At 69.3% G+C, this 25,435-nt stretch carries 25 protein-coding genes; 10 read left to right on the top strand and 15 right to left on the bottom strand.

Annotated elements, in window-relative coordinates:
- The first annotated feature begins 111 nt into the window (after positions 1 to 111).
- Both ASC79_RS16370 and ASC79_RS16365 read left to right on the top strand, forming a co-directional pair.
- A complete protein-coding gene (locus tag ASC79_RS16370; RefSeq protein ID WP_056022112.1) occupies positions 112 to 1,887 on the top strand; it encodes an alpha/beta fold hydrolase in 1,776 nt (591 codons plus the stop codon).
- An 83-nt stretch (positions 1,888 to 1,970) separates the two neighbouring features.
- Positions 1,971 to 2,729, top strand: a complete 759-nt coding sequence (locus tag ASC79_RS16365; protein ID WP_056022118.1) for a hypothetical protein — start codon at positions 1,971 to 1,973, stop codon at positions 2,727 to 2,729.
- Between the two features lie 6 nt (positions 2,730 to 2,735).
- Here the strand turns inward: ASC79_RS16365 and ASC79_RS16360 are convergent, their stop codons facing one another.
- From ASC79_RS16360 to ASC79_RS16330, 7 genes are all read right to left on the bottom strand, one after another.
- On the bottom strand, positions 2,736 to 3,128 hold the full coding sequence (locus ASC79_RS16360) for a GFA family protein (RefSeq protein WP_056022120.1): 393 nt from the start codon (positions 3,126 to 3,128) through the stop codon (positions 2,736 to 2,738).
- Between the two features lie 67 nt (positions 3,129 to 3,195).
- A complete protein-coding gene (locus tag ASC79_RS16355) occupies positions 3,196 to 4,089 on the bottom strand; it encodes a LysR family transcriptional regulator (protein ID WP_056022123.1) in 894 nt (297 codons plus the stop codon).
- A gap of 65 nt (positions 4,090 to 4,154) precedes the next feature.
- Positions 4,155 to 6,371 (bottom strand): aldehyde oxidoreductase molybdenum-binding subunit PaoC, encoded by a 2,217-nt coding sequence (gene paoC, locus ASC79_RS16350; RefSeq protein WP_056022126.1) that lies wholly within the window; start codon positions 6,369 to 6,371, stop codon positions 4,155 to 4,157.
- Positions 6,372 to 6,374: 3 nt separating this feature from the next.
- Positions 6,375 to 7,325, bottom strand: coding sequence for a xanthine dehydrogenase family protein subunit M (locus tag ASC79_RS16345; protein ID WP_056022129.1), 951 nt, complete (start codon positions 7,323 to 7,325; stop codon positions 6,375 to 6,377).
- Positions 7,322 to 7,954: an aldehyde dehydrogenase iron-sulfur subunit PaoA gene (gene paoA / locus ASC79_RS16340; protein ID WP_056022132.1), complete on the bottom strand. Its 633-nt coding sequence runs from the start codon at positions 7,952 to 7,954 to the stop codon at positions 7,322 to 7,324. The genes ASC79_RS16345 and paoA overlap by 4 nt, the downstream gene beginning before the upstream one ends.
- Before the next feature lie 12 nt (positions 7,955 to 7,966).
- Positions 7,967 to 8,452, bottom strand: coding sequence for a cupin domain-containing protein (locus ASC79_RS16335; protein WP_056022134.1), 486 nt, complete (start codon positions 8,450 to 8,452; stop codon positions 7,967 to 7,969).
- Positions 8,449 to 8,880, bottom strand: a complete 432-nt coding sequence (locus ASC79_RS16330; protein ID WP_082532172.1) for a carboxymuconolactone decarboxylase family protein — start codon at positions 8,878 to 8,880, stop codon at positions 8,449 to 8,451. Before ASC79_RS16330 ends, ASC79_RS16335 begins: the two co-directional genes overlap by 4 nt.
- A 186-nt stretch (positions 8,881 to 9,066) precedes the next feature.
- Between ASC79_RS16330 and ASC79_RS16325 the strand changes: the two genes are divergently transcribed.
- Positions 9,067 to 10,842 carry an acyl-CoA dehydrogenase gene (locus ASC79_RS16325; RefSeq protein WP_056022137.1) on the top strand — a complete coding sequence of 592 codons (1,776 nt, stop codon included), beginning with the start codon at positions 9,067 to 9,069 and terminating at the stop codon, positions 10,840 to 10,842.
- Positions 10,843 to 10,987: 145 nt separating this feature from the next.
- Here ASC79_RS16325 and ASC79_RS16320 read toward each other — a convergent pair whose 3' ends face one another.
- Positions 10,988 to 11,626, bottom strand: coding sequence for a 1-acyl-sn-glycerol-3-phosphate acyltransferase (locus ASC79_RS16320; RefSeq protein WP_056022140.1), 639 nt, complete (start codon positions 11,624 to 11,626; stop codon positions 10,988 to 10,990).
- Entirely contained in the window at positions 11,626 to 12,591 is a 966-nt protein-coding gene (locus ASC79_RS16315; protein WP_056022143.1) for a phosphatidate cytidylyltransferase, read from the bottom strand. Before ASC79_RS16315 ends, ASC79_RS16320 begins: the two co-directional genes overlap by 1 nt.
- Between ASC79_RS16315 and ASC79_RS16310 the strand changes: the two genes are divergently transcribed.
- Positions 12,590 to 13,084 carry a hypothetical protein gene (locus ASC79_RS16310; RefSeq protein ID WP_200937214.1) on the top strand — a complete coding sequence of 165 codons (495 nt, stop codon included), beginning with the start codon at positions 12,590 to 12,592 and terminating at the stop codon, positions 13,082 to 13,084. The two genes, ASC79_RS16315 and ASC79_RS16310, sit on opposite strands and share 2 nt — an antisense overlap.
- A complete protein-coding gene (locus ASC79_RS16305; protein ID WP_056022149.1) occupies positions 13,081 to 13,755 on the top strand; it encodes a CDP-alcohol phosphatidyltransferase family protein in 675 nt (224 codons plus the stop codon). The genes ASC79_RS16310 and ASC79_RS16305 overlap by 4 nt, the downstream gene beginning before the upstream one ends.
- 71 nt (positions 13,756 to 13,826) lie before the next feature.
- On the opposite strand, the gene ASC79_RS16300 is transcribed toward ASC79_RS16305, so the two are convergent.
- Genes ASC79_RS16300 through ASC79_RS16285 form a run of 4 tightly spaced genes read right to left on the bottom strand, consistent with a single transcriptional unit; the run spans position 13,827 to position 16,347 of the window.
- On the bottom strand, positions 13,827 to 14,531 hold the full coding sequence (locus ASC79_RS16300) for a hypothetical protein (RefSeq protein ID WP_056022152.1): 705 nt from the start codon (positions 14,529 to 14,531) through the stop codon (positions 13,827 to 13,829).
- Positions 14,532 to 14,578: 47 nt separating this feature from the next.
- Positions 14,579 to 14,977: a VOC family protein gene (locus ASC79_RS16295; RefSeq protein WP_056022155.1), complete on the bottom strand. Its 399-nt coding sequence runs from the start codon at positions 14,975 to 14,977 to the stop codon at positions 14,579 to 14,581.
- Positions 14,977 to 15,453, bottom strand: coding sequence for a hypothetical protein (locus tag ASC79_RS16290; protein WP_056022158.1), 477 nt, complete (start codon positions 15,451 to 15,453; stop codon positions 14,977 to 14,979). The genes ASC79_RS16295 and ASC79_RS16290 overlap by 1 nt, the downstream gene beginning before the upstream one ends.
- 39 nt (positions 15,454 to 15,492) lie before the next feature.
- Positions 15,493 to 16,347 (bottom strand): TauD/TfdA family dioxygenase, encoded by an 855-nt coding sequence (locus tag ASC79_RS16285; protein WP_056022161.1) that lies wholly within the window; start codon positions 16,345 to 16,347, stop codon positions 15,493 to 15,495.
- Between the two features lie 225 nt (positions 16,348 to 16,572).
- On the opposite strand from ASC79_RS16285, the gene cobS reads away from it, so the two are divergent.
- From cobS to ASC79_RS16270, 3 genes are all read left to right on the top strand, one after another.
- Positions 16,573 to 17,577, top strand: coding sequence for a cobaltochelatase subunit CobS (gene cobS / locus ASC79_RS16280; protein WP_056022164.1), 1,005 nt, complete (start codon positions 16,573 to 16,575; stop codon positions 17,575 to 17,577).
- Positions 17,578 to 17,685: 108 nt separating this feature from the next.
- Entirely contained in the window at positions 17,686 to 19,788 is a 2,103-nt protein-coding gene (locus ASC79_RS16275) for an ATP-binding protein (RefSeq protein WP_082532169.1), read from the top strand.
- A gap of 228 nt (positions 19,789 to 20,016) precedes the next feature.
- The gene (locus tag ASC79_RS16270; protein WP_056022169.1) at positions 20,017 to 21,195 is read left to right on the top strand and encodes a DUF3089 domain-containing protein; all 1,179 of its coding nucleotides are present in this window, start codon (positions 20,017 to 20,019) and stop codon (positions 21,193 to 21,195) included.
- Between the two features lie 48 nt (positions 21,196 to 21,243).
- On the opposite strand, the gene ASC79_RS16265 is transcribed toward ASC79_RS16270, so the two are convergent.
- Together ASC79_RS16265 and ASC79_RS16260 are read right to left on the bottom strand one after the other, a co-directional pair.
- The gene (locus ASC79_RS16265) at positions 21,244 to 21,423 is read right to left on the bottom strand and encodes a DUF1328 domain-containing protein (RefSeq protein ID WP_056022172.1); all 180 of its coding nucleotides are present in this window, start codon (positions 21,421 to 21,423) and stop codon (positions 21,244 to 21,246) included.
- 62 nt (positions 21,424 to 21,485) lie between these two features.
- Positions 21,486 to 21,908 (bottom strand): YciI family protein, encoded by a 423-nt coding sequence (locus ASC79_RS16260; protein ID WP_056022175.1) that lies wholly within the window; start codon positions 21,906 to 21,908, stop codon positions 21,486 to 21,488.
- Positions 21,909 to 22,099: 191 nt separating this feature from the next.
- Here ASC79_RS16260 and ASC79_RS16255 point away from each other — a divergent pair, with 191 nt between their 5' ends.
- Together ASC79_RS16255 and cobT are read left to right on the top strand one after the other, a co-directional pair.
- Entirely contained in the window at positions 22,100 to 23,338 is a 1,239-nt protein-coding gene (locus tag ASC79_RS16255) for a DUF4010 domain-containing protein (RefSeq protein ID WP_200937213.1), read from the top strand.
- A 98-nt stretch (positions 23,339 to 23,436) separates the two neighbouring features.
- A complete protein-coding gene (gene cobT, locus ASC79_RS16250) occupies positions 23,437 to 25,389 on the top strand; it encodes a cobaltochelatase subunit CobT (RefSeq protein ID WP_056022181.1) in 1,953 nt (650 codons plus the stop codon).
- Positions 25,390 to 25,435: the final 46 nt, after the last annotated feature.

The raw sequence follows: 25,435 nt of genomic DNA, 5'->3' as shown, positions 1-25,435 counted from the left end.
CCTCCCCATTTGGGGGCGATCGCGCCGCTTGGCTCGGCGATCGGTGTTGTGCGACGGTTGGGCGGTAAGACTTGGCGACATGGGCGCCACACATCGAAGGCGCCTGGATTCTTGAACCCGCTCACCGCACGCCCGGCAGCCGAGCACGATCTTCCGGCCGATCTGCTCAGCACGGTCGAGAGCCGCCCGGGCGACCCGCCCGCCAAGGCGCTCGGCGGACCGATCGTGATCGATCCCCAGACCTTCGCCTCGGCGACCTGCGGCCGCGACGGGACGCTCGACCTGGTGGACGAACGCTTCGAGGCCTGGAAGCTCGCCGGACCTGGAGGCGCCTTGACGCCCCGGCCGGCGGGCGGGGCGCGGATCTGCCTGGCGGCCGACGCCGATGGCCGGGTCTTCCCTGTCGCCGCCGCGCCGGCCGACCAGGCCCGCGGCTGGCCCCTCGCCGCCTCGGTGCGCCGCCGTATCGAGACCGGCGCCGTCAGCCACGTGGTCGTCGCCTGCGCGCCGGCCGGACTGCTCGGCGCCCGCAGTACGGCCTTCACCCAGCGCCTGGGCCTGACCGGGCTCGAGGCGCGCGTGACCGGCGGCCTGGTTCGCACCGGCGACCTTCGGCTCGCCGCACAGACCGCCGGCGTCGCCTATGAGACCGCGCGCAAGTCGCTCAAGTCGGCGATGCGCAAGGCCGGCGTCCGCAGGCAGGGGGAGTTCGTCGCCCTCTGCGTCGCCGTTCACGCCGGCGAGACGATGCCCCACGGCGACGTCGACCACTGGCTGATCGAGCTGTTCGGCCTGACGCCCAGGCAGGCGCGCACAGCCATCCTGGTCGCCGAGGGCCTGGAGAGGTCCGACGTCGGCCGGCGGCTGCGGATCTCCCAGCATCTGGTCAAGGCCGAGCTCAAGACGGTCTTCGGCAGTTGCGCCGTCGCCAGCGCCGCCGCCCTGGCCGGACTGGTCGGCGAACTGCGCCTGCTCAACGCCATGGTCTGCGCCACCGAGATCAGCTTCGCCCATGATGTCGGCGAGCCGCTGAAGCTGATCGCGCGCCAGGGGCGGCGGGGCCGCATCGCCATCGCCGACCACGGCCCTCCCGGCGCCGCGCCAGTGCTGATCCTCCACACCGCCACGACGGGACGCCACAATCCGCAATCCTTCGTGCGCGCGTTGCAGGGCAATGGGTTGCGGCCGATCGCCTTGGACCGCCCCGGCTTTGGTCTGACCGACATGGTCGAGGGCGACTACCTCGTCCAGTCGGCCCAGGATCTGGTCGATGTGATGGACGCCCTGGATCTGCCCACCGCCTCCGTCCTGGCCCGCAACGCCGGGCTGGTGGTCTCCCGGCTGCTCGCCCGCCATGCGAACAGGGTGCGCGGCGCGGTCGTCCTCAATCCCGAACCGCCGGCCAGCGCCGACCGCCGACGCGGCGGTCTGGCCGGCCAGGTCAAGGGGCTGGTCTACGCGACCCCATGGCTGATCGACGGCCTCGCCCGCTATCTCAGCCGAAACGCCTCGGCCGCCATCGTCGAGCGCCTCGCTCTGAAGTCGCTTCAGGCCAGCGCCGTGGACCGCGCCACCCTGGCCGATCCCGAGGTCCGCGCCGCCTACGTCCGCTCCTCCCAGCTCAGCGCCATGCAAGGCGGGGCTGGCTTCATCGCCGTGGCCAGGACCGAACCGGCCGAGACGGTGGACAGGCTGGACGACGGCCGCGCCATCACCATCGTCTGCGGCCTCCAGGATCCGCTCTACAGTCCGGCGGACTCGCTGCCGCCGCTGCAGGACGCCTGGCCAGGATGCCGGGTCGTGACCCTCGCCGACGCCGGCCGCCTCGTCCATCTGCAGCAGCCCGACCTGATCGCCGAGATCCTCGCCGGAGCCTGGGCGGGCTGAAGTCGAACGCTCTTGTTCCACCGCTGGACGCACAACCGGTTGCTGTAGTTAAGCTAGTCGGAACCTCAAAAAAGGGGCGCGACGTGTCCGAAGATACTGCCAAGGATCAGGTGGACACCCACGCCGCAACGGGCGCCACCCATCCGGTCGCCGCCCTGGTGACCCGGATCACCTTCGTCCTGGGCGTCGTCGCGACCTTCAATATCATCGGCTCCGCCCAGGGCCTGATCACGCTCTCGGCGAGCATGAGGCTTCTGGTCGCCATCTTCCGCGACATCCAGGACGCTCTCTACGGCTGGCTGCCCTTTCACTTGCCCGACCTGACACGCGACGCCCTGACCATCCTCGGCCTTGGCCTCGCCGCCATCAACGGCCAGCTGCTGACCACGCGCGGGATATCCTTCTTCGACATGCTCGGCTCGTTCTGGGGCAACGCAAAGGGCAAGGCGGCGATGGAAGACATGATGTCCGACGTGCCCAAGCATCGGTTCGAGTACATCTTCTGCGCGCTCTGCGTGGCCGCCTTCATGATCTTCTTCTGCATCGCGATCCCGGCTGTGGGGGTGCTTCTCCTGCTGTCCTTCATCTCGATCGCGGCGTTCCTGGTTCCCCTCATCGCCAAGCAGGGATTGATCCCCCAGACGACGCTCTATCGCCTGCTGATGCTGACCTGGATGCCGGGCGCCATGACCCTGACGATCATCCTCGCCGCCTCGTTCTTCAAGCGCGCCCTGGTCTGGACGGCGGGCTGGATCCTGCTGCTGTTGCTCCTCAACGAACTGGCACGCACCGTCGAACCCCGTCTCGGCGGCTATCTGAACACCCTTGCGAGCATGAGCTGAAGCGCCCTACCCCGGGTTCTCAGGAAACTGCTTGGCGCTGTCGCAGATCTCGTACCAGGCGGGCTTGGCCGACACCCATTCGTGGAAGCGGTTGCGGACCTGCGGGTCGTCGTCCAGGCAATGCGCCGCGATCGGGAAGCTGTCGGCCTCCGAGCCGATCTCCCCCAGGCCTGTTCCGCAGCGGCGGCAAAAGCAGCGGGCGTACTTAAACGGCGGCTCGGGCGCATAGCTCGCCACCTCCTCGCGCCCGGCGATCCAGCGCAGGCTGTCGCGCGCCACGATCACGAACGTGCCCGCGCCCGCCTTGCGGCAACGCGAGCAGTGGCAAGTGCCCATCATCGTCGGCGGCGCGGCCAGCTCGAACCTGATCGCTCCGCAGTTGCAGCTTCCCCGGATCATCCTCGCCTCCATGTCAGGACGCCAGCTTGCGTCCCCACCCGTCAGGAACGTGTCAGCAGTCGACTTGTCAGCCGCGAGCTCGCAACGCGTCGACCAACAGCGCGAACGCCGGCGTGTGCTGGCGCCGGCTTGGATAGTAGAGGTGATAGCCGGCGAACGGCGGGCACCAGTCCTCAAGCGCGCGCACCAGCCGCCCTTCGGCCAGATGCTCCCTGACGTGGTCCTCCAGGATGTAGGCCAGGCCCAGCCCGGCGCACGCCGCCCGCACGATCAGCCGCATCTCGTTGAAGATCAGCTGGCCGTCGACGCGCACGTTCAGCTCGCGCCCATCCTTCTCGAACTCCCAGGTGTAGAGGCCGCCGAGCGTCGGGAATCGCAGGTTGATGCAGTTATGGCCGGTCAGGTCGTGCGGCGTACCGGGCGCGGGCGTCTGCGCGAAATAGGACGGCGCAGCGACAAGAGCCATGCGCAGGTCAGGGCCGATGCGCACGGCGATCATGTCCTTCTCGACCTGCTCGCCCAGGCGAACGCCAGCGTCGAAGCGGTCGGCGACGATGTCCCGAAGTCCGGTGTCGATGGAAAGCTCGACATTCACGTCGGGATAGACCGGCAGCAGTTGCTCGATCACCGGGAACAGCACCGTGTCGGCGGCATGCTGGCCGGCGGTGATCCGGATCGTGCCTGCGGGCCTCTCGCGCAGCTCACTGAGCGCCAGGATCTGGGTCTCGATCTCATCGAACGCGAACCGCAACGACGCCAGCAGTTGCTCGCCGGCCTCGGTGACCGCCACGCTGCGCGTCGTGCGCGTCAACAGCCGCACCCCGAGGCGGGCTTCCAGCCGTTTGACCGTCTGGCTCAAGGCCGATTGCGACGTCCCCATCCGCGCCGCCGCGCGCGTGAAGCTGCGCTCCTCGGCGACGGCGACGAAGGCGGCGAGCCCGCCGAGATCCTCGCGGCGCATTGATTAGCTCCAGATATAGGTTCTCACCTATCCTAGCGACTAATCCACAATATGCGCCGCCTATCTCAGGCCACCGCCGGCATTCCCGCCAACAGCTTGTCCAGGGTGATCGGGTACTCTCGAACCCGCACCCCGGCGGCGTTGTAGATCGCGTTGGCGACCGCGGCGCTCACCCCGCAGATGCCCAGTTCGCCAACCCCCTTGGCCTTCATGGGCGAGGTCGTCGGATCGGTCTCGTCCAGGAAGATCACCTCCTGGTGGGGAATGTCGGCATGGACCGGCACCTCGTAGCTGGCCAGGTCGTGGTTGACGAAGAAGCCCTGGCCCTTGTCGACGACCAGTTCTTCCATCAGCGCCGAGCCGACGCCCATGGTCATCGCGCCGATCACCTGGTTACGGGCCGCCTTGGGATTGAGGATCCGGCCCGCGGCGCAGACAGCCAGCATGCGACGGACCCGCACCTCTGCGGTGTAGGGATCGATCCCCACCTCGACGAAGTGGGCGCCGAAGGTGGCGTGTTGATACCGCTTCGACAGGTCGCCGAACTCGATGGCGTCCTCGCCGACCAGCTCCCCGTCCCGCGCGGCGTCGGCCAGCGGCGCAGCCTTCCGGCCCGCACTGACGCGTCCATCGGCGAAAACCGCCTTGTCAGGATCGAAGCCCAGCTTCTCGGCCACCGCCTGCCGCAGTTTCATGCAGGCGGCGAAGACGCCTGCCGTCGAGCTCGCGGCCCCCCACTGGCCGCCCGAACCGGCTGAAACCGGATAGTCGGAGTCGCCCAGGCTGACCCGGACCGACGCCAGCGGCACGCCCATCATCTCGGCCGCCGTCTGGGCGATGATCGTGTAGGTCCCGGTGCCGATGTCGGTCATGTCGGTCTCGACGATCACCAGGCCGCGGCCGTTCAGCCGCACGCGCGCGGCCGATTTCATGGTCGGAGCGCCCCGGTAGGCGGCGGCCACGCCCATCCCGACCAGCCAGCGGCCGTCACGCGCCTGGCCGGGCTGCGGGTTGCGACGGGCCCAGCCGAAACGCTCGGCGCCGGTGCGCAGGCATTCGACGAGCTGGCGCTGCGAGAACGGCTTCGGCGGCGCGCCGGCGGCGTCGGGGACGACCTGGGTGTCGTTGCGGATCCGCAGCTCCACCGGGTCCATGCCCAGACCCTCGGCCAGTTCGTCGATGGCGACCTCCAGAGCCATGTGGCCGGTGGCCTCGCCGGGCGCGCGCATGGCGTTGGCCTCGGGCAGGTCCAGCACCGCCAGTCGCGTCGCCGTCATCCGGTTGTCTGCGGCATACAGCATCCGCGTCTGATGGACCGCGCCGTCGGGCTTGCCCCCGGGCAGATCGCCCGACCAGCTCTCATGACCAATCGCGGTGATCTTCCCATCGCGCGTGGCGCCCAGCCGAACCCGCTGGATCGTGGCGGGTCGGTGGGTGGTGTTGTTGATCATCAACGGCCGCTGCAGGGCTATCTTCACCGGCCGGCCGGCCGCCCGCGCGCCCAGGGCCGCCAGCACCGCGTCGGCGCGGATGAACAGCTTGCCGCCGAAGCCGCCGCCGATGAACGGCGAGATCAGCCGGACCTTCGTCTTCGGCATGCCGAGGATCTTGGCTATCTCTCCGCGCCCCCAGTCGATCATCTGGTTGGAGGTCCATAGCGTCAGCTCGTCGCCCTTCCAGGCCGCGATCGTGGCGTGGGGCTCCATCATCGCATGGGCGTGATCGGGGGTCGTATAGGTGGAGTCCACCTTGACCGCAGCGGCGGCGAACGCGCCGTCGAAATCGCCCAGAGCCGAGTCCGGCGGGCCGCCGGTCAGCTGCTTGGGCGCCTTGGCGCCGTCCTTCGCCTTGGAGAGGTCGAACTCGCCCGCGGTGCGGACATAGTTCACGCGCACCAGCTGCGCCGCCGCCCTGGCCTGCTCGAAGGTCTCGGCCACCACCACCGCGATCGCCTGGTGATAGTGGTCGATGTCCGGCCCGCCGATCAGCTTGGCGGTGTTGAAGGCGCCCTTGCCGACCGGGCCGGCGTTCTGGGCGGTGACGATGGTGATCACGCCCGGCGCGCGCCGGGCCGGGCCAAGATCCATCGACTGGATCTTGCCCTTGCCGATCGTCGCGCCGATCACACAGCCATAGGCTGGGCTCGGCGCAACGTCGCGGCGCTCATAGGCGTAGGGGGCTGCGCCGCTCACCTTCAGCGGGCCTTCGATGCGGTCGGTCGGTTTCCCGACCACCTTCAATTGATCGATCGGATTGGTCGTGGCCGGTTGGTCGAACTTCATGGGTCAGGCCCTCGCCTCGGCCATCGCGGCCGCCAGGGTGCGTTCCGCCAGCAGCAGCTTGAATGCGTTGTCGTGTCTCGGCTTGGCCCCGGCGAACGCCCGGTCGACCACCGCCTTGGCGCCGCTCGCCATCGCCGGCTCGGCCGCCTCGACCCGCCAGGGCTTGTGGGCGACGCCGCCAAAGGCGACGCGCCCCGACCCGTCGCGCTGGACCACGGCGGCGACCGAAACCAGCGCGAAGGCGTAGGACGCCCGGTCTCGGACCTTCCGGTACACCTGCACGCCGCCAATGGGCCTCGGCAGGGTCACCGCCGTGATCAGTTCGCCGCGTCCCAGGGTCGTGTCGATCTGCGGCTTGTCGCCGGGCAGTCGGTGGAATTCCGCGATCGGAATGCGCCGGGCCTTGCCCTCCGGATTGAGGGTCTCGACGCTCGCGTCCAGGACCCGCATCGCCACGGCCATGTCGCTCGGATGGGTGGCGATGCAGGCCTCGCTGCCGCCGATCACCGCCAGTTGCCGGCTGAATCCCTGCAGCGCGCCGCAGCCGCTGCCCGGCTGGCGCTTGTTGCAGGGCTGGCCTGGATCGTAGAAGTAAGGGCAGCGCGTCCGCTGCAGCAGGTTCCCAGCCGTCGTCGCCTTGTTGCGAAGCTGCCCGGATGCGCCGGCGACCAGCGCCCGCGAGAGCACGCCATAGTCCCGCCGCACGCGCTCGTCCGCCGCCAGGTCCGTGTTGCGCACCAGCGCCCCGATCCGCAGCCCGCCATCCGCCGTCGCCTCGATCTTGTCGAAGCCCAGACCGTTGACGTCGATCAGCCGCCCGGGCCGCTCGATCTCCAGCTTCATCAGGTCGAGAAGGTTCGTACCCCCGGCGATGAACTTGGCGTCCGGCGTCCGGGCCATGGCGGCGACGGCCGCCTGCGGATCGCGCGCCCGCTCGTAGCTGAAGGCTCTCATGCGTTTCCCCCAGCGACCTCGGTGATCGCCTCGATGATGTTGGAGTAGGCGCCGCAGCGGCAGATGTTTCCGCTCATGCGCTCGCGCAGTTCGTCGCTCGTGACCTGCGGCGCGGCGGTCACGTCGGCGCCCGCATGGCTGGGGACGCCGGCCTTGATCTCGTCCAGCACCGCCACGGCCGAACAGATCTGGCCCGGCGTGCAGTAGCCGCATTGAAATCCGTCGTGCTTCACGAACGCGGCCTGCATCGGATGCAACGCGCCGGGCTGGCCCAGCCCTTCGATCGTCGTGATCCGCCCGCCCTCGTGCATCACCGCCAAGGTCAGGCAGCTGTTGATCCGTCGGCCGTCGACGATGACCGTGCAGGCGCCGCACTGGCCGTGGTCGCAGCCCTTCTTCGAGCCCGTCAGGTTCAGGTTCTCTCGCAGCGCATCGAGCAGCGTGGTGCGGGTGTCCAGCTCCAGCTCGCGCCGGGTTCCGTTCACCTCGAAGGCGACCTTGGCGAGCACCGGCGCGTCCGCGCCCGCCGCCTGGGCCTCGCTCACCGACGGAGCAGCGACCGCCGAGGCCGCGGCCCCGACGATCAGCACGCCGCGCCTTGAGATCTCCAGCTTGTGCGCTGCATCCATGTTCCGGTCTCCTCAACCGTTGCTGGGGTGGGGCGGCGAGTCGCTTTCCGCCTCCGAGACGGGCTCCATCCACACCACCGATGTGCCGTCGAGCGCTTCGGAGACGGCGATATGGGTCATGCCCGACCAACGCGTGGCGCCGTGCCAGTGCTTCACGCCCGGCGGGATCCACACCACGTCGCCGGGGCGGATCTGCTCGACCGGGCCGCCCCACTTCTGGACGTGTCCGACACCGGCGGTGACGAACAGGGTCTGGCCCAGCGGATGGGTGTGCCAGGCCGTGCGTGCGCCCGGCTCGAACCCGACGACGCCGCCGCCGACCCGCGCCGGCCCCTCGCGCTGAAACCGCGAGCTCACGCTCACCGGACCTGAGAAATTCGGTTGGGCCGCCTGCGTCGGCTGGGGCTTCGAGCGATCGATGGTGATGGGCCCAGCCTCGGCGCCGGCGGCCGATGCGCCGAGGGCGAGGCAGGCGACTGACGCCGCGACGGTTCTCATTTGCCGTTCTCCCTGCGCGCCGCACCGGCGTCGGACTTGAAGACCTCTCTCGCGACGCCCACCGCCGTGATCGCGTTGGGCCAGCCCGCGTAGAAGGCCAGCTGGGTGATGGCCTCGACGATCTCCTCCTCGGTCACGCCGTTCTGGCGCGCGAGCCCGATGTGGGAGCGGAGCTGATCGGGGCGATTGAGCGCCACCAGGGCCGACACCGTCACTAAACTTCGGTCGCGCTTGGAAAGTTGCGGCCGCTCCCAGACGTCGCCCAGCAGCACCTCGTCCGTCAGTTCCGCCAGCTTCGGCGCGATGTCGCCCATCAGCTGCTGCGCGCGGGTGGGCTGCTGGCCTGGCTCCTGCGCCGCCGCGGGCGTCGCTATGATGCACGCGAAGCCGCCGGCCAACGCCGCCAGGCATGGAAACCAGTGTCCCATCAAGCGCTCCTGTTCTTGGGCGCTCAGGATAGGACCGGCCGCGTCCAGCGATTAGAGGTCAAGATGCGCTAGAACCTATTAGCCGAGATAATTAATCACCCTCAGCCCGCCTCGCGCCAATAAGTTCCAATTTGCAAGTTATAGATCCTCTGCTAGCACCCGCCGACAAGCCCCGAGGACGTTCTCATGAGCAGCTATCACCTGAACCGGCGCGATCTCGACTTCCTGCTGTTCGACTGGCTGAAGGTCGAGGACCTGCTGGGCCGCCCGCGCTTCGCCGACCATTCGCGCGAGACCCTCGCCGCCGTCCTCGACCTCAGCGAGACCCTGGCGGATGAGGTCTTCACCCCCGCCTACAAGCCCGCCGACACGCGCGAGCCGTGGCTGGACGAGGCCGGCGTCCACGTGATCCCGGAGATCGCCCAGGCCGTGCGCGCGCACGCCTCCGCCGGTCTGATGGCCGGCGCGTTCGACGCCGAACTGGACGGCCTGCAACTGCCGATCGTCGCGGCGACCGCGTCCATGGCCTGCTTCATGGCCGCCAACATCTCGGCCTCGGCCTTCCCGATGCTGACCATGGCCAACGCCCGGCTGATCGCGACCTTCGGCACGGCCGCCCAGACCGCCGCCTTCGCCCGGCCGCAGATCGCCGGCCAGGCGCTCGGCACCATGTGCCTGTCGGAGCCGCAGGCCGGCTCTTCCCTCGCCGACATCACCACCCTGGCGACGCCGGACGGGCAGGACGCGCTGGGCGCCCGCTACCGCCTGCGCGGCGGCAAGATGTGGATCTCCGGCGCCGACCACGACATTACCGCCAACATCGTCCACCTGGTGCTGGCCAAGACGCCGGGACCGGACGGCAAGCCGCTGCCGGGCGTAAAGGGCATCTCGCTGTTCATCGCCCCCAAGGTCCTGGCCGACGGCGAGCGCAACGACGTCGTCGTCACCGGTCTCAATCACAAGATGGGCTATCGCGGCATCCCCAACACCGTGCTCGCCTTCGGCGACGGCGCCCACACGCCGGGCGGCCGGGCCGGTGCGGTCGGCTACCTGGTCGGCGAAGTCGGCCAGGGCCTGGCGCAGATGTTCCAGATGATGAACGAGGCGCGGATCAATGTCGGCCTCGGCGCCGCCATGCTCGGCTATCGCGGCTACCGCCAGTCGCTGGCCTACGCCCAGGAGCGTCTGCAGGGCCGCCCGGCCGGCGCCAATGCGCCCGCCCCGATCATCGGCCATCCCGACGTCCGGAACATGCTGCTGGCCCAGAAGGCCTATGCCGAAGGCGCCATCGCGCTCAGCCTATATTGCGCCCGCCTGCTGGACGAGGAGCAGACCGGCCAGGACGCCGAGACCGCGCGGCGCCTGCTCGACCTGCTGACCCCCGCCGCCAAGACCTGGCCCTCGGAGATGGGCCTGGCCGCCAACGACCTCGCCATCCAGATCCACGGCGGCTACGGCTACACCCGCGACTTCGACGTCGAGCAGATCTACCGCGACAACCGCCTGAACCCGATCCACGAGGGCACCACCGGCGTCCAGGGCGTCGACCTTGTCGGCCGCAAGCTGGCCCGCGATCCGCAGGCGCTCGCCGAGCTGCGCGCCTGCATCGCCGCGACCGCCGCCGGCGCACAAGCCCACGCCGATCTCGCCCCCTGCGCCGACGCCCTGCTCACCGCCTGGGACCAGATCGCCGCCTACGCCAGCTCAATCACCACGCCGCTGTCGCAAGAGGCGCTGGCCGGCGCCACCAGCGCCCTGCGCGCCTTCGGCCACGCCGTCGTCGGCTGGCTCTGGCTCGACCAGGCCCTCGCCGCCAAGGCCCTCCCCGCTGACGCCTTCACCGCCGGCAAGGTCGCCGCCTGCCGGTTCTTCTTCGAGCAGGAGATGCCCCGCGTCAGCCTCTGGCTGAACCTCGCCGCCGGCTCGGACATCGCCGCGGCGCTCGACGTCGAGGGGTTCTAGCGAAGTGTCATCCCGGTTTCGGCGCAGCCGAAGACCGGGATCCATGAACTCCTGATCGCGCAAGCGCGCTCGAGCTGGACCACCGCGGCGACAATGGGTCCCGGTCTTGCTTCGCAAACCGGGATGACACTTGGGGGCTAGCGCCTCACGCCCACCGCTGCGGCGGGGCCTTGGCCTTCAGGTCCTCCAGCCGCACGCGCAGCTCCTCCAGGAACGCCTTGCGGTCGCCCTGCCAGTGCAGCGGGTCGCCGACCAGCACCGTGCAGTTCATCGGCACCGGCACGGCCTCGCCCTTGGGCAGCACCCGGCCCGCGCCCTGCAGCCAGATCGGATAGACCGGCGCCTCCGGCACGTCGGCGGCCAGCCGCGCCACCCCGCTCTTCAGCTGCGCCATCTCCTCGCCGTCGCCGCGCGTGCCTTCCGGAAAGATCAGCACGATGTCCCCGGCCTTCAGCGCCTCGCGCACCGGCGCCAGCACGTCGGCGCCGGTCCCGGCCTTGTCGCGCGCCACCGGCACGATCCCGATGATGGTGTTCGACAGCCAGCTGATCAGCCCGCCGCGCAGGAAGTAGTCGGCCGCCGCCGCCGGCCGCACCTTGTCCAACCCCTTCGACGGATAGAGCGTCAGCATCAGGATGGTGTCGACGTGGCTGGCGTGGTTCGCGGCCAGGATCGCCGGTCCTTTAAGCGGCAGCTTCTCGCGCCCGATGATGTCGGCGCCGGTGAACACCCGTGCGATCGGGCGGGCGATCAGCACCAGGACGAAACGGCGAAGCCAACGCATCAGAAGTGACCCAGGGCGAAGTAGGCGAGGATGTGGAAGTAGAGCGGCGCGGTGAAGGTCAGGCTGTCGGCCCGGTCCAGCAGGCCGCCGTGGCCGGGGATCAGCGCGCTGGTGTCCTTGACCCCGATGTCGCGCTTGATCGCGCTCATGGTCACGTCGCCGGCGAAGCCCGCCAGCGGCAGGAACAGGGCCAGGGTCGCCAGCCCGATCCCGCTCAGCGGCGTGAACACGGGGCCCAGGAACCAGATCAGCGCGCTGGTCGTGACCCAGCCGCCGATGAAGCCCTCCCAGGTCTTGTTCGGGCTGACCTTGGGCACGATCTTCCGCTTGCCGAACAGTTTGCCCCAGACGTACTGCGCCACGTCGTTGGCCTCGGTGACCACCAGCAGGAAGAACACCAGCCCCGCCGCCCCGGCCGGCTGCGCCTCGGCGGCCGGCGTGCGCATCAGGAAGGCGATGTAGCCGAGGTTGTAGACGCAGGTGACGATGGCCCAGTGGAACGTCGCCGTGGTCGCCAGGAACGCCCGCGTCTGGCCGATGCAGGCCATCAGGAACGGGATGATCAGGAACACGTAGGTCGGGATGAACACCCGGTAGAGGCCGTAGTCGTCGAGGATGATGAAGAGGTAGTTGATCCCCATCGCCACGAACGCCGCCAGCACGATCAGCCGGTCCTCGCGCCGCACCGGCGCCAGCGACAGGAACTCGCGCAGGGCGATGAACGAGATCACGATCATCAGCGCCGTGAACGCCTGCCAGCCCAGCAGCAGCGCCCCGGCCAGCAGCGCGATCATCACCCACCACGAGGCGATCCGCTGACGCAGGTTGGTGAAGTCGCCGCCCGGCTTGATCACCGGCAGCAGCGCCGTGATCCCCACCGCCAGGGTCAGCACCGCCAGCACCCCGCCAAGGCCCCACAGCACCACCGGCGACTGCTGGGCGAAAAAGGCCGTGACCGCATCCATGCGCAAGCATCTCCCGTCCGCCGAGCATCCGTCCTCGGCGCAGCTTGACCGTACAGCGGATGGCGGCGCAGTTTCCATCCCAATGCAGAACGCCCTTCGGACTTTCGCCGGCTCCACCTTCGCCCATGTCGGCTTCGCGTTCCTGGCCATGGGCGGCTGGGCGCTGTTCGCCAACAGCGGCCACGGCCTGGCCGCCGCCTGGCTGCCCGCCCTGTCGCAAGGCGTGCTGTCGGGCCTGATCACCCTGGTGCTCAAGCGCGCGCTGGAGGCGATGAGCCCCCGCTTCCCCGGCCCCCTGGCCTATGTCGTCCCGCCTGCGATCACCGCCGGCGCCGTGCTGGCCCTGCTGGTCGCGGTGCACAAGCTGATCGGCACACCCGAGATCGTCCGCACCATCGCCGTGCCGTGGTCGGTCTCGACCTTCTACGCCATCGTCTACGCGGCCACGCTGGCCCGCGGCCAAGCCAAGGCTCCCCCCAAGGTTCCCCAATGACCGAGACCCCCGAGAACCGTCGCCCGCTGAAGTCGCGGGGAACCGGCTGGGCCCAGGGCCTGGCCTCGGGCCTGGCCAAGGCCGGCGCCAGCCCGGACATGATCTCGGCCGGCAGCATCATCTTCGCCCTGATCGGCCTGCTGCTGTTTCTCTACGCCGGCGGCGACCAGACCCCGTTCAATCGCGGCGCGCTGCTGATCGGGGCCGGCGTCTGCATCCAGCTGCGCCTGCTCTGCAACCTGCTCGACGGCATGGTCGCGGTCGAGCACGGCAAGGGCGGCCCCTCCGGCCCGATCTGGAACGAGCTGCCCGACCGCATCGCCGACGCCCTGTTCCTGGTCGGCGCCGGCTATTTCGCAAGCCTCGCCGGCTTCACCCTCGGCGCGCCGCTGGGCTGGGCCGCCGCGGTGCTGGCGGTGCTGACCGCCTATGTCCGCGAACTGGGCCGCGGCCTGGGCCTGCCCGCCGACTTCTCCGGCCCGATGGCCAAGCCGCACCGCATGGCCGCCCTCACCGCCACCTGCGCCATCGCCGCCTTCGAGCCGCTCTGGGGCTGGGACGGCCAGAGCGTCATCCTCGGCCTGCTGATCATCGTCGCCGGCGCCGCCTGGACCGTCCTGCGCCGCACCCGCACCCTGGCGGCGCGGCTGGCGGGACGGGAGGGGGCCTAATCGGTGGCGGCGCTCAGGTGGCCTTCGGGCGCCCCTAGCGCACCGCACCGTTCCACCGGCTCTCGCGCGTCTTACGGTTCCCAGCTTTTGAGCCTCTTCGCCGCCGTGCCGAACGGGCCAAGCTGGTAGATTCCCGCTCCAGAGGGCGAGAAGATGAAGGGCTCGAACGGCTCGGCTGTCATTCCGTCCAGATAAGTCTTCGGCGCAACGCCGGTGCTGACATGCGGGTTGAAATTCTCGCCCGTCTGCTTGGGGACGAAGGTAGCGACGTAGCCGATCAGCATGGCATCATTGGCGGCGGCGTCGTGGGGGGCGGTGAAGGCGCTGATCGGCCCGGTCTCGACCGTGAACGGGGCCACCGCCGCGATCATGTCCTGCTGCAACTTCAGCAGTTCAGGGGTGCGCCTGACGAGGATGCCGGCGACGCCGGTCTCGCTGCCCGGCGTATAGTAATTCTTGATGGCTTCCAGCTTCAGGTTGGAGATTCCGGCCGCAGCCAACGCACGCCCGACCGCCGCATAGACCTCCGCCAACTCGTCGGTGCGGACGAACCGCTGGATGAGCGTGATGTGCGGCTGGTGCGCTTCGTCCAGCGTGAAGCTTGCTGGGTAGACCTTGAGCAATCGGGCGTTAGCGGCCTGGGCGCGATCCGCCATGGTCGCGTCCGGCACGAGAAGGACGTCGATAGCGGTCACCGGGACCTGTTCGGCCGCGCTCACAGGGTTGATCTCCAGGGCCATAAGAAGGGCGACGCCCAGTGCGGCCATCATGCGCATGGTGTCCTCCTCTATCCGCGTCATGAAGAGGCCAGAGGCTGCAGCCCTCAATCGGCAAGAACCCGCGCTTGCCTCGGTGGAATGCCCCGCCGCTCGAGCAGCTCGTGTACGATCCCGCCCGGCGCCCGGAACGCCGCATAGGCCAAGCCGACCTGCGCGTTCCAGGCCGGCTGCGCGTGCAGGAACTCGACCCCCTTCGCCGTCAGCTCCGCCATCGCTGGCTCGATCGCCTCGACCTCGAAGCTCAGCACCGAGCCGCCGTCCGCGCCATGCTCGGCCTCTGGCGCCGGACGCGCGCAACCGAACACGTGCAGCGATCGCCCGCCGAGATCGAACACCAGCTGGTTCTCAAACTGCGCGCTGAGCGCCAGGCCCAGCACGTCGCGATAGAACGCCAGCGCCGCGTCCAGGTCTGGCGTCATCACCAGCGCGGGGCCGAGTTTCATCACGCCAACTCGAACAGGCCAGCGTGCGCAATGGCGGTCCGAAGCTCGGCTAGGCGCGCATCGTCTCGGCAGAACCAGATGTCGGTGCGATCCCAACCACCAACGACCCTAAGGTCGTAGCCATCGAAGTAGACGTCCATGAACCTGCGCTCCCGCAAGCTGGAAACTAGGATTTCGCCGAACCTGCGGCTGTCTGGATCCAACGGCGCCAAGCGTCCGCTGGCTAGGACGCGGCTGACCCCTCGCATCGCCAACTTCCGATAGAGCTCCAGAAAGCGCGCTTCGCCGGCGAGGTACTCCGCCAGATGACCACCCTCACGCGCCTGGTCGATGGTGAACAGGTCGCACTCTAAGCTCTCGTCTTCAGCAAGGAAGTGATCGAAGATCGACACTGAAAAGACGACTTGGCCGGTTCCGCCGGCCCAATTTCGTTCGGCGAGTTCGAGGCTCCGGGGGAATGCAGCGGATTTCGCCATCCGTCTTCTTATCCCGGCGCAACGCTAGCGGGAACAGCCCTAAACCGGCGCGTCCCCCGCCACGGTCGTGCGGTGCATGACCCGCAGGTGGCCGTCATAGCCGCCCTCGGCGAAGTGCACGGTGCAGCGGTTGTCCCACATCAGCAGCATCCCCTGCTTCCACTTGTGGCGGTAGATGAACTGCTCCTGGGTCATGTGCGCATAGAGGAAGCCCAGGATCGCGTGGCTCTCCTGGAAGGTCAGGCCCTCGATGCCGACGGTGTAGGTCGGGCTGACGAACAGCGCCTTGCGGCCGGTCACCGGATGGGTGCGGACCAGCGGATGGGTCAGGGTCTTGTCGGCCTCGGCCGAGACCACGATCTCCATCGTCCGCGCCTCGGTCTCCTTGGCGAAGACCCCTTGCGTCCCATAGGCGCGGGTGGCCGAATGCACCGCCTTCAGCGGCGCCAGCAGCGCCTTCATCCCGTCCGAGAGCGCGTCGTAGGCCCGCGCGCAGTCGGCGAACAGGGTGTCGCCGCCGACCGGCGGAGTGACCTCCGAGCGCAGCAGCGTCGCGGCCGGCGGCTCCTTTTGGAAGCTCCAGTCCGAGTGCCAGCCGGCCCCGAAGTTCTTGGCCTTCTCGTCCGGCTCGCGGCGCAGCTCCAGGACGTTCGGATGCCCGGCCATCGGCTTGATGAACGGATCGACCCCGAACGGACCGATCTGCAGGGTGAAGGCCTCCAGCGCCTCCAGGCTCAGCGGCTGGTCGGGAAAGGCCAGCACCGCGTGCTCGGCCCAGGCGTCCTTGACCTGCCCCAGCGTCTCGGCGCCCAGCGGCGCGGAGAGATCGAGCCCCGTCACCAGCGCCCCGAATCCGGTCGGCTGCGCGGTGACCTTGATGGCGTCGGCGAGCATGGTCGTTTCCTCCTCTTTGACCAGCAGCCTACCCCTTGATGCTTGATCTCACGCGCCGAAGATTTGACATTGCGCGCCAGCATGGCTGGCCTGCTCGAACTTGCCCAACCGGTCTGCCCCGCGCGGGCGAATTCGGCTAAACAAGTCGCCCTTCCCAGGCAGACGTTGCGTCATGCGCAAACACCCGTTTGCATCGGCCCCGTAACCTTGTAATCGAACCGCGCCATGACCTCTTTCGCCAATACGCAAGAAGACAAGCTGATCGCCCTGGTCCCGGACAAGAAAGTGTCGGTCCGCGACACTTTCGGCGTCGACGTGGACATGACCGTTCCGGCCTTCAGCGAGCGAGACGCTCACGTTCCGGACATCGATCCGGCTTACAAGTTCGACCCCGAAACGACCAAGGCCATCTGCGCCGGGTTCGCCTATGACCGCCGCGTGATGGTCCAGGGCTATCACGGGACCGGCAAGTCGACGCACATCGAGCAGGTCGCCGCGCGCCTCAACTGGCCGCTGATCCGGGTCAACCTCGACAGCCACGTCTCGCGTATCGACCTCGTCGGCAAGGACGCCATCGTCCTGAAGGACGGCAAGCAGGTCACCGAGTTCCGCGAAGGCATCCTGCCCTGGTCGATCCAGCGCCCCGTGGCCCTGGTGTTCGACGAGTACGACGCCGGCCGCCCCGACGTGATGTTCGTCATCCAGCGCATCCTGGAAGCGCAGGGCAAGCTGACCCTGCTCGACCAGAACCGCGTCATCCGTCCGAACCCGTTCTTCCGGCTGTTCTCCACGACCAACACCATCGGTCTGGGCGACACGACGGGCCTCTATCACGGCACCCAGCAGATCAACCAAGGTCAGATGGACCGCTGGTCGATCGTCACCACGCTGAACTACCTGGCGCACGACGTCGAAGCCGAGATCGTGCTGGCCAAGGCGCCGCATTACGACAGCGCCGAGGGCAAGCGCACCATCGCTGCGATGGTCCGCGTCGCCGACATGACCCGCAACGCCTTCATGAACGGCGACATCTCGACCGTCATGAGCCCGCGGACCGTGATCACCTGGGCCCAGAACGCCGAGATCTTCGGCGGCGACCTGGCCTTCGCCTTCCGCCTGACCTTCCTGAACAAGTGCGACGAGCTCGAGCGCGGCACCGTGGCCGAGTTCTTCCAGCGCGCCTTCGGCCAGGACCTGCCGGAAAGCACCGCCCGCGTCCGCGTGGCCTGACGTCTGAACTCCTGAGGCGGGTTGTCGCAGACGCCCGCCTCAGCTTCAGCGTTCATCATTTGATAGCGCGACGCTCGCGATACCTGTCGTCTGTCAGGGTGTCGCGTGATGAGATCCAGTTTAGCCCGCAACCGCCGAGCCATCAGCCGCATCGTGGCGTTCGCGACGGCCGTCCTGCTCATCGTCGCCGCCGGCGGCCTGGGCCTCCTGCTCTACACAGCCAAGGTCGTCGACCGCGCCCACGTGGACGAGGAACGCGCCCTGGTCTCCAACTACCTGCGTGAGCGCGAGCACGAGCTGGTCGGCCAGCTGATCTCGGCCTCGATCTGGGACGACGCCTACCTCAAGCTCGGCCGCGACTTCGACGCCGAGTGGGCCGACCTCTACGTCGGCAGCTACTTCGAAACCTACATGCGCCACGCCGCATCGCTCGTCCTCGACGAGGCCGACCGCCCGATCTACGCCTGGCGCGACGGCGGGCGGGCGGGCGAGCGCCAGGCCGCCGCCTTCCTCCACGAGACCGCCCCCTTGGTCGCCAAGGTCCGCGAGCTGGAGCGCCTGCGCGGCGCGGCCCGCAACCGCGGCATGAGCGGCTCGATCACCCGCACCGGCGTCATCAGCGTCGGCGCCGAGCTCTACATGGTCGCGGTCACCAACATCGTGCCCGAGACCCCGGCCGTCCACGCGCGCGGCGGCGCCGAGCGGCTGCTGATCTCGGCCCGGCGGGTCGACACCGCCCTGCTCCAGGACGTGGCCCGCGACATGCGCGTCGCCGACGTGCGGCTGCTGCCCTGGAACGGCGCCACGCCCGCCAGCGTCACCCTGCACGGTCCCAATGGCCGCCCCATCGCCGCCCTCGCCTGGACCAGCAGCCATCCGAGCGACGCCATGCTGCGCCAGGTCGCGCCGGTGTTCGCGCTCGGCCTCCTCGCCCTGCTGGGCTGCACCCTGGCCCTGGCCGCCTGCGTGCGCCGGGTGTTCGGCGAGATCGACCGCAACGACCAGGCCCTGGCCCTGACCATGGACGAGCTGGTCCGCGCCCGCGACGAGGCCGCCGCCGCCAGCGTCGCCAAGTCCCAGTTCGTCGCCAATATGAGCCACGAGATCCGTACGCCGCTGAACGGCATCCTCGGCATGACCCAGATCATGGCGCGCGACGAGCTCAGCCCCGCCCAGCGCGATCGCCTCGACGTGGTCCGCGAGTCCGGCCAGACCCTGCTGACCCTGCTCGGCGACATCCTCGACATCTCCAAGATCGAGGCCGGACGCCTGGAGATCGACAACCACGAGTTCGACCTCGCCCACGCGGTCCACGCCGCCTGCGCGCCCTTCGCCCAGCTCGCCGGCCAGAAGGACGTCGGCTTCCGCATCGAGATCGACGAGGCCGCCGCCGGCGTCTGGTTCGGCGACGGCGTGCGCCTGCGCCAGGTGCTCGCCAACCTCGCCTCCAACGCCGTCAAGTTCACCGCCGCCGGCGAGGTCGCCGTCCGCGTCGCCCGCCAGACGGAGGGCGTGCGCTTCACCGTCCGCGACACCGGCATCGGCATCGCCGCCGACAAGATGGGCGACCTGTTCGAGAAGTTCATCCAGGTCGACGCCTCGACCACCCGCCGCTACGGCGGCACCGGCCTTGGCCTGGCGATCAGCCACGAGCTGGCCGCGATGATGGGCGGCGAGCTGACCGTCGAGAGCGTCGAGGGCCACGGCTCGGTGTTCACCGCGCTGCTGCCGCTGGTGTGGCGCGCGCCGATGCTGCCGCCCGCCCTGCCGCTGCCCGCGGCCCAGTCCCGGATCGCCAAGCCCGGCGCCCGCGCCAAGATCCTGGCGGCCGAGGACAACCTGACCAACCAGCTGATCCTGCGCGCCATGCTCGAGCCCTTCGCCATCGACCTGACCATCGTCGGCGACGGCGCCCAGGCGGTCGAGGCGTTCTTCGAGGGCGACTACGGCCTGATCCTGATGGACGTGCAGATGCCGGTGATGAACGGCGTCGAGGCCACCGCCGCGATCCGCCAGCTGGAGGCCGAGCGCGAGCTGGCGGCGACCCCGATCCTGGCCCTGTCGGCCAATGTCATGAACCACCAGGTCGCCGAATACCTGGCCGTCGGCATGAACGGCTTCGTGCCCAAGCCGATCGAGATCACCCGCCTGCTGGACGCCATCGACAAGGTGCTCGACACCACCCTGGCCAAGGATCAGCTCGCCGCCTGACTCCCACCACGTGTCATCCCGGTTTGCGCAGCAAGACCGGGACCTATGAACACCAGATGGATCAGGCAGGTGCGGGCGCTCCTCTCGTCCTGCTGACCAAGCGCGAATGGGTCCCGGACAGCCGCTACGCGCCTTCCGGGATGACACCTGAGATGCACCTGGACGCCGACCGGCGTTCTGCGCATCCTCCCGCCCCATTGCGAAGAACCGATTTTCAAGTGGGGAAACATGTCCAGGATAACGCTCGCGGCCGTCGCCGCCGGCCTGCTTTTCAGCGCCTCGCCGGCGTTCGCCCAGGCGCCCGCCGCCGCGACGCCTAACGACTATTCCAAGCCCGACGCCTGGCTCTGCTGGCCCGGCCGCGCCGATGCCTGCGCGATCGACAACACCGCCACGGTCATCAAGGCCGACGGTTCGATGACCCAGGAGACCTGGAAGCCCGACGCCAACGCCCAGGTCGACTGCTTCTACGTCTACCCGACCGTCTCCAACGATCCGGGCGTGTTCTCCGACATGACGCCCAACGCCGAGGAGCGCCGCGTGGTCGAGCAGCAGCTCGCCCGCTTCGGCTCCAAGTGCAGGATCTACGCGCCGATGTACCGGCAGGTGACCCTGACCACCCTGCGCGCGCGCATGGCCCCGGGCGCCAAGCCGCCGGCCGGCCCGATCCCGACCACCAACTACGACGACGTCGCCGACGCCTGGAACTACTACCTGACCCACGAGAACAAGGGCCGCGGCGTCGTGCTGATCGGCCACTCCCAGGGCGCGGGCCTGCTGACCGAACTGATCGCCAAGGAGATCGACGGCAAGCCGGCCCAGGCCAGGCTGATCTCGGCGCTGCTGCTCGGAACCAACCTGCCGGTGCAGAAGGGCCAGGACCTCGGGACCTTCAAGTCGATCCCGCTCTGCAAGTCGCCGACCCAGATCGGCTGCGCCGTCGCCTATGTCAGCTTCCGCGAAACCTCGCCCCCGCCGAAGGGCAGCCGCTTCGGCGTCCCGCGTGAGCCGAACCCCGCCATGCAGGCGGCCTGCGTCAATCCCGCCGCACTCGGCGGCGGCAAGGCCGAACTGCACGCCTACCTGTCGTCGGGCGCGATGATCGCCGCGGAATCGGCCGCGCCGCCGGCCTGGACCAAGGACGGCGCGAAGGTCGCCACGCCGTTCGTCTCGGCGCCCGGCCTGCTGACCGGCGAATGCGTGTCCAAGGATGGGTTCGATTATCTGTCGGTGGGGATCAACGCCGATCCAAATGATCCGCGTACGGACGAGATCGCCGGCGACGTGAAGGTCGGCCCGATCGTCCTCAAGGACTGGGGCCTGCACCTGATCGACGTGAACCTCGCCATGGGGAACCTCGTCGACCTCGTCGGCAGCCAGTCCCAGGCCTATCTGGCCAAGAAGTAGGCGGCCTTGCTCCTCTCCCCCCGCGCGGGGGGAGAGGAGACCGTCAGGCTATCCGCCCGAGATTTTCCGCCCGGCCATGACGCCGAGCACCAGGAACAGCACGAAGCCGACCAGGAAGATGAAGAACAGGATCTTGGCGATGCCGGCCGCCGCGCCGGCGATGCCGCCAAATCCCAGGGCGCCGGCGATCAACGCCACCACCGCGAATATCAGAGCCCACTTGAGCATCGGTGTCTCCTTGCCAAATCTGCAAGGACCAACGCCGCCCAGGCTTAGCCGTTCCGCCGCCCCTAGTTCGACTCCAGCTTGTCGCGCACCCGGTCGTGGATCTCGGCCGCGGCCGGCGTCAGCGCCTCGCCGAAGTCCTCCATCTCGTAGAACGGGCGGATTTCGATCTCGCTCGGACCGGGCATCGGGTTCGGACAGCGCTTCACCCAGGCCACGGCCTCGTCCATGTCCTTGACCTCCCACAGCCAGTAGCCGGCCACGACTTCCTTGGTCTCGGCGAACGGGCCGTCGATCACCGCCCGCTTGTCGCCGTCGAACGCCACCCGCTTGCCCTTGGACGACGGCTGCAGCCCGTCGCCGCCCTTCATGATCCCCGCATTGACCAGCTCTTCGTTGTAGCGGCCCATCGCCTCCAGCAGCTCGCTGGACGGCATCAGCCCCGCTTCGCTGTCGCTCGTCGCCTTCACCAGAACCATCACGCGCATTGTCGTTCTCCTTCGCTTGAGCCCCGCAGGCCCGATCGAACCTAGGACGAACCAGAACACAGGGAACCGACATCTGGACGCGCGCCCGGCGAATTTTCACCGCGCGCCGGCGCCCCTAGCTGTAGTCTGGCTTTCCGCCGGCCTGGACGGCGGGCGGTCTGGAGGCGTGTCCCATTCCCACCGAACCGATCTTGAACCTCGCCGTGGCCCTGGGCGTCGGGTTGCTGATCGGCGCCGAGCGCGAGCGCCGCAAGCAGGAACGCCCCTCGCCGTCGGCGGCGGGCATCCGCACCTTCACGGTCGCCACCTTGGCCGGCGCGGTCAGCCTGCTGGTCGGCGGCGTCGTTCTGCTGTCGGTCGTCACCGCCGCCACGGCGGCCTTCGCCGCGCTCGCCTACTGGCGCGCCCAGGGCGAGGACGATCCCGGCCTCACCACCGAGGCGGCCCTCGTGCTGGCGGTGCTGGTCGGCGCGCTCGCCGTCCCCCAGCCGATGATCGCCGCAGGGGTCGGGGTCGTGGTCGCGATCCTGCTGGCCGCGCGAACGCCCCTGCATCACTTCGTGGGATCGGTGCTGACCGGGGACGAGGTCCGCAGCGGCCTGATGCTGGCCGGCGCCACCCTCGTCGTGCTGCCGCTGCTGCCCGATCGGCCGATGGGCCCCTACCAGGCCCTCAATCCCCGCTCGATCTGGCTGGTGGTCGTCCTGCTGCTCGGCATCGGCGCCGCCGGCCACGTCGCCATCCGCACCCTCGGCGTCCGCTTCGGCCTGCCGCTCGCCGGCCTGGCCGCCGGCTTCGTGTCCAGCACCGCCGCCATCGGCGCCATGTCGGCGCGCGCGGCCAAGACCCCGAACCTGCTGGCCGGCGCCGTGGCTGGCGCGGTGCTCTCGACCGTGGCGACGATCGTGCAGCTGGCCGTCCTCCTCGCCGCCCTCAATACGCCGACGCTCCGCGCCATGGCTGCGCCGCTGGTCTGCGCCGGGCTGGCGGCGGCGGCCTACGGCGCCGTATTCACCCTGCAGGCGCTGCGCCAGCCTCCGGCCGAGGAAGACGCCGACGCCGGCGAGGCCTTCAGCCTGCCGACCGCCCTGATCTTCGCCGCGACCCTGGCGGTCATCCTGGTCATCTCGGCGGCGCTCACCGCCCGGTTCGGCGGGGCCGGCGCGGCGGTCGGCGCGGCCGCCGCCGGCCTGGTCGACGCCCACGCGGCGGCGATCTCGATGGCCTCGCTGGCCGCCGCCGGCAGTATCGACCCGCGCGCCGCCGTGCTGCCCATCCTGGTCGGCCTGACCACCAACACCCTCTCCAAGACCATCTTCGCCATGTCCGGCGGCCAGCGCGCCTTCGTCTGGCGCGTGGTCCCGGGCCTGGTGCTGGTCACGGCCGCCGCCTGGGCCGGCGCGCTGATCCAGACCTGGCTCGGCTGGTGATCCTCATCTGGCCGGCGTCTGTCCCCGCTGCGGGCGCAACTGAGCTTTGACGCGCATTCGCGCTTGGGCGACGCGGACCGTCGTTCTAAATGGTTGGCATGGCCAAGAACCCGGAAAGCCCCGTCGAGCCCTTCAAGCGCGCCCTGGCCCATGCCGCGCGCTCCCTGGCTGAAAAGCCGGACCTGGAAATCGTCTATTCGGGCGAGGGCCCGCAGCTGTCGGGCAATCGCGCCGTGCTGCCGCACCCGCCGCGCGACCTGACCCCGGCCGACGCCGCCCGCATCCGCGGCCTGGCCGACCAGATGGCGCTGCGCATCGCCCACCACGACATCGCCGCCCACGCCAAGGGCCGTCCGGCCTCGGCGCTCGGCGCGCCGGTCTATGACGCGCTGGAGCAGGCCCGCATCGAGGCGGTCGGCGCCAACGCCCTCGGCGGCGTGAAGGACAATCTGCGCGCGGTTCACGAATATGCCTGGGCCAAGAAGCCGCTGAACCAGCTCGAAGCCCTGGCCAACCCGCCGATGGCCGACGTCGTCGCGCTGCTGGCGCGCGAGCGGATGACCGGCGAGCCGCCGCCCTCGATGGCCAAGCCGCTGGTCGACCTGTTCCGCGCCGAGGTCGAGAGCAAGGCCGGCGCCGATCTCGACCGCCTGGTCGAAGCGGCCGGCGACCAGAAGGCGTTCGCCAAGATCGCCCGGACCATCCTGCGCGACCTGTCGATGGGCGACGACCTCACCGACGCCCCCGACCAGGCCGACGACGAGGACGGCGACAGCGAGGACGGCGAGGCCGAGAGCCAGGAAGACGGCGACGAGGGCGAAGGCGAAGGCCAGTCGCCCCAGCAGACCGCCATGGACGAGAACGAGGCGTCCCATCGCGAGAGCGAGGACGCCGACAGCCAGATGATGCAGGCGGAGGATGATCCGAACGCCGAGGACACCGACGAGCCGCCGGAGATGGGCGAAGGCGAGCAGCCGGCCCGCCCCGACCTGAAGGGCGACGCCAAGGTCGCCACCTACAAGGTGTTCACCAACGCCCACGACGAGGTCGTGGCCGCCGAGGAGCTCTGCGACGCCGAGGAGCTGACGCGCCTGCGCGCCTATCTCGACCAGCAGCTGGCCAGCCTCTCCAGCGTCGTCTCGCGCCTGGCCAACAAGCTGCAGCGCAAGCTGATGGCCCAGCAGAACCGCTCCTGGAGCTTCGATCTCGAAGAGGGCATCCTCGACACCGCGCGATTGACCCGGGTGATCACCGATCCGACCGCCTCCCTCGCCTTCAAGGAAGAGGAAGACACCGAGTTCCGCGACACGGTCGTCACCATCCTGATCGATAATTCCGGCTCGATGCGCGGCCGTCCGATCATGGTCGCCGCCGTCTGCGCCGACATCCTGGCCCGCACGCTGGAGCGCTGCGGCGTCAAGACCGAGATCCTCGGCTTCACCACCCGTGCGTGGAAGGGCGGCTCGTCCCGCGAGGACTGGCTGAAGGCCGGCAAGCCGCCGCAGCCGGGCCGGCTGAACGACCTGCGCCACATCATCTACAAGGCCGCCGACTCCCCCTGGCGGCGCGCGCGCCGCAACCTCGGCCTGATGATGCGCGAGGGCCTGCTCAAGGAAAACATCGACGGCGAGGCGCTGATGTGGGCGCACCAGCGGCTGATCGGCCGCCCCGAGGCGCGCCGCATCCTGATGGTGATTTCCGACGGCGCCCCGGTCGACGACTCGACGCTGTCGGTGAACTCGGGCCACTACCTCGAGCGTCACCTGCGCGACGTGATCACCGAGATCGAGACCAAGAGCCCGGTGCAACTGATCGCCATCGGCATCGGCCACGACGTCACCCGCTACTATCGCCGGGCCGTCACCATCGTCGATGTGGAGCAACTGGCCGGCGTCATCGTCGATCAGCTGGCTGAACTGTTCGACGAGGAGGTCCGCAAGGTCACCCGCAAGACCGCCAATCTCCTGCAGCCGCCGCCCAGCACCCAGGGCCCGCAGGGCGGCTCCGCCCGCCGCTCGACCTTCAAGGAAGTCCGGAGAGCCGTGGCCTAGAACCGGGCGTCACTCCCTCGCCCCCTTTTGGGGGAGAGGGTTGGGG

Source organism: Phenylobacterium sp. Root1290 (assembly GCF_001425305.1).
Lineage (GTDB): Bacteria > Pseudomonadota > Alphaproteobacteria > Caulobacterales > Caulobacteraceae > Phenylobacterium.
The sequence above is the reverse complement of the archived record's forward strand: the minus strand, read 5'-3'. Positions and strand labels throughout refer to the sequence as shown.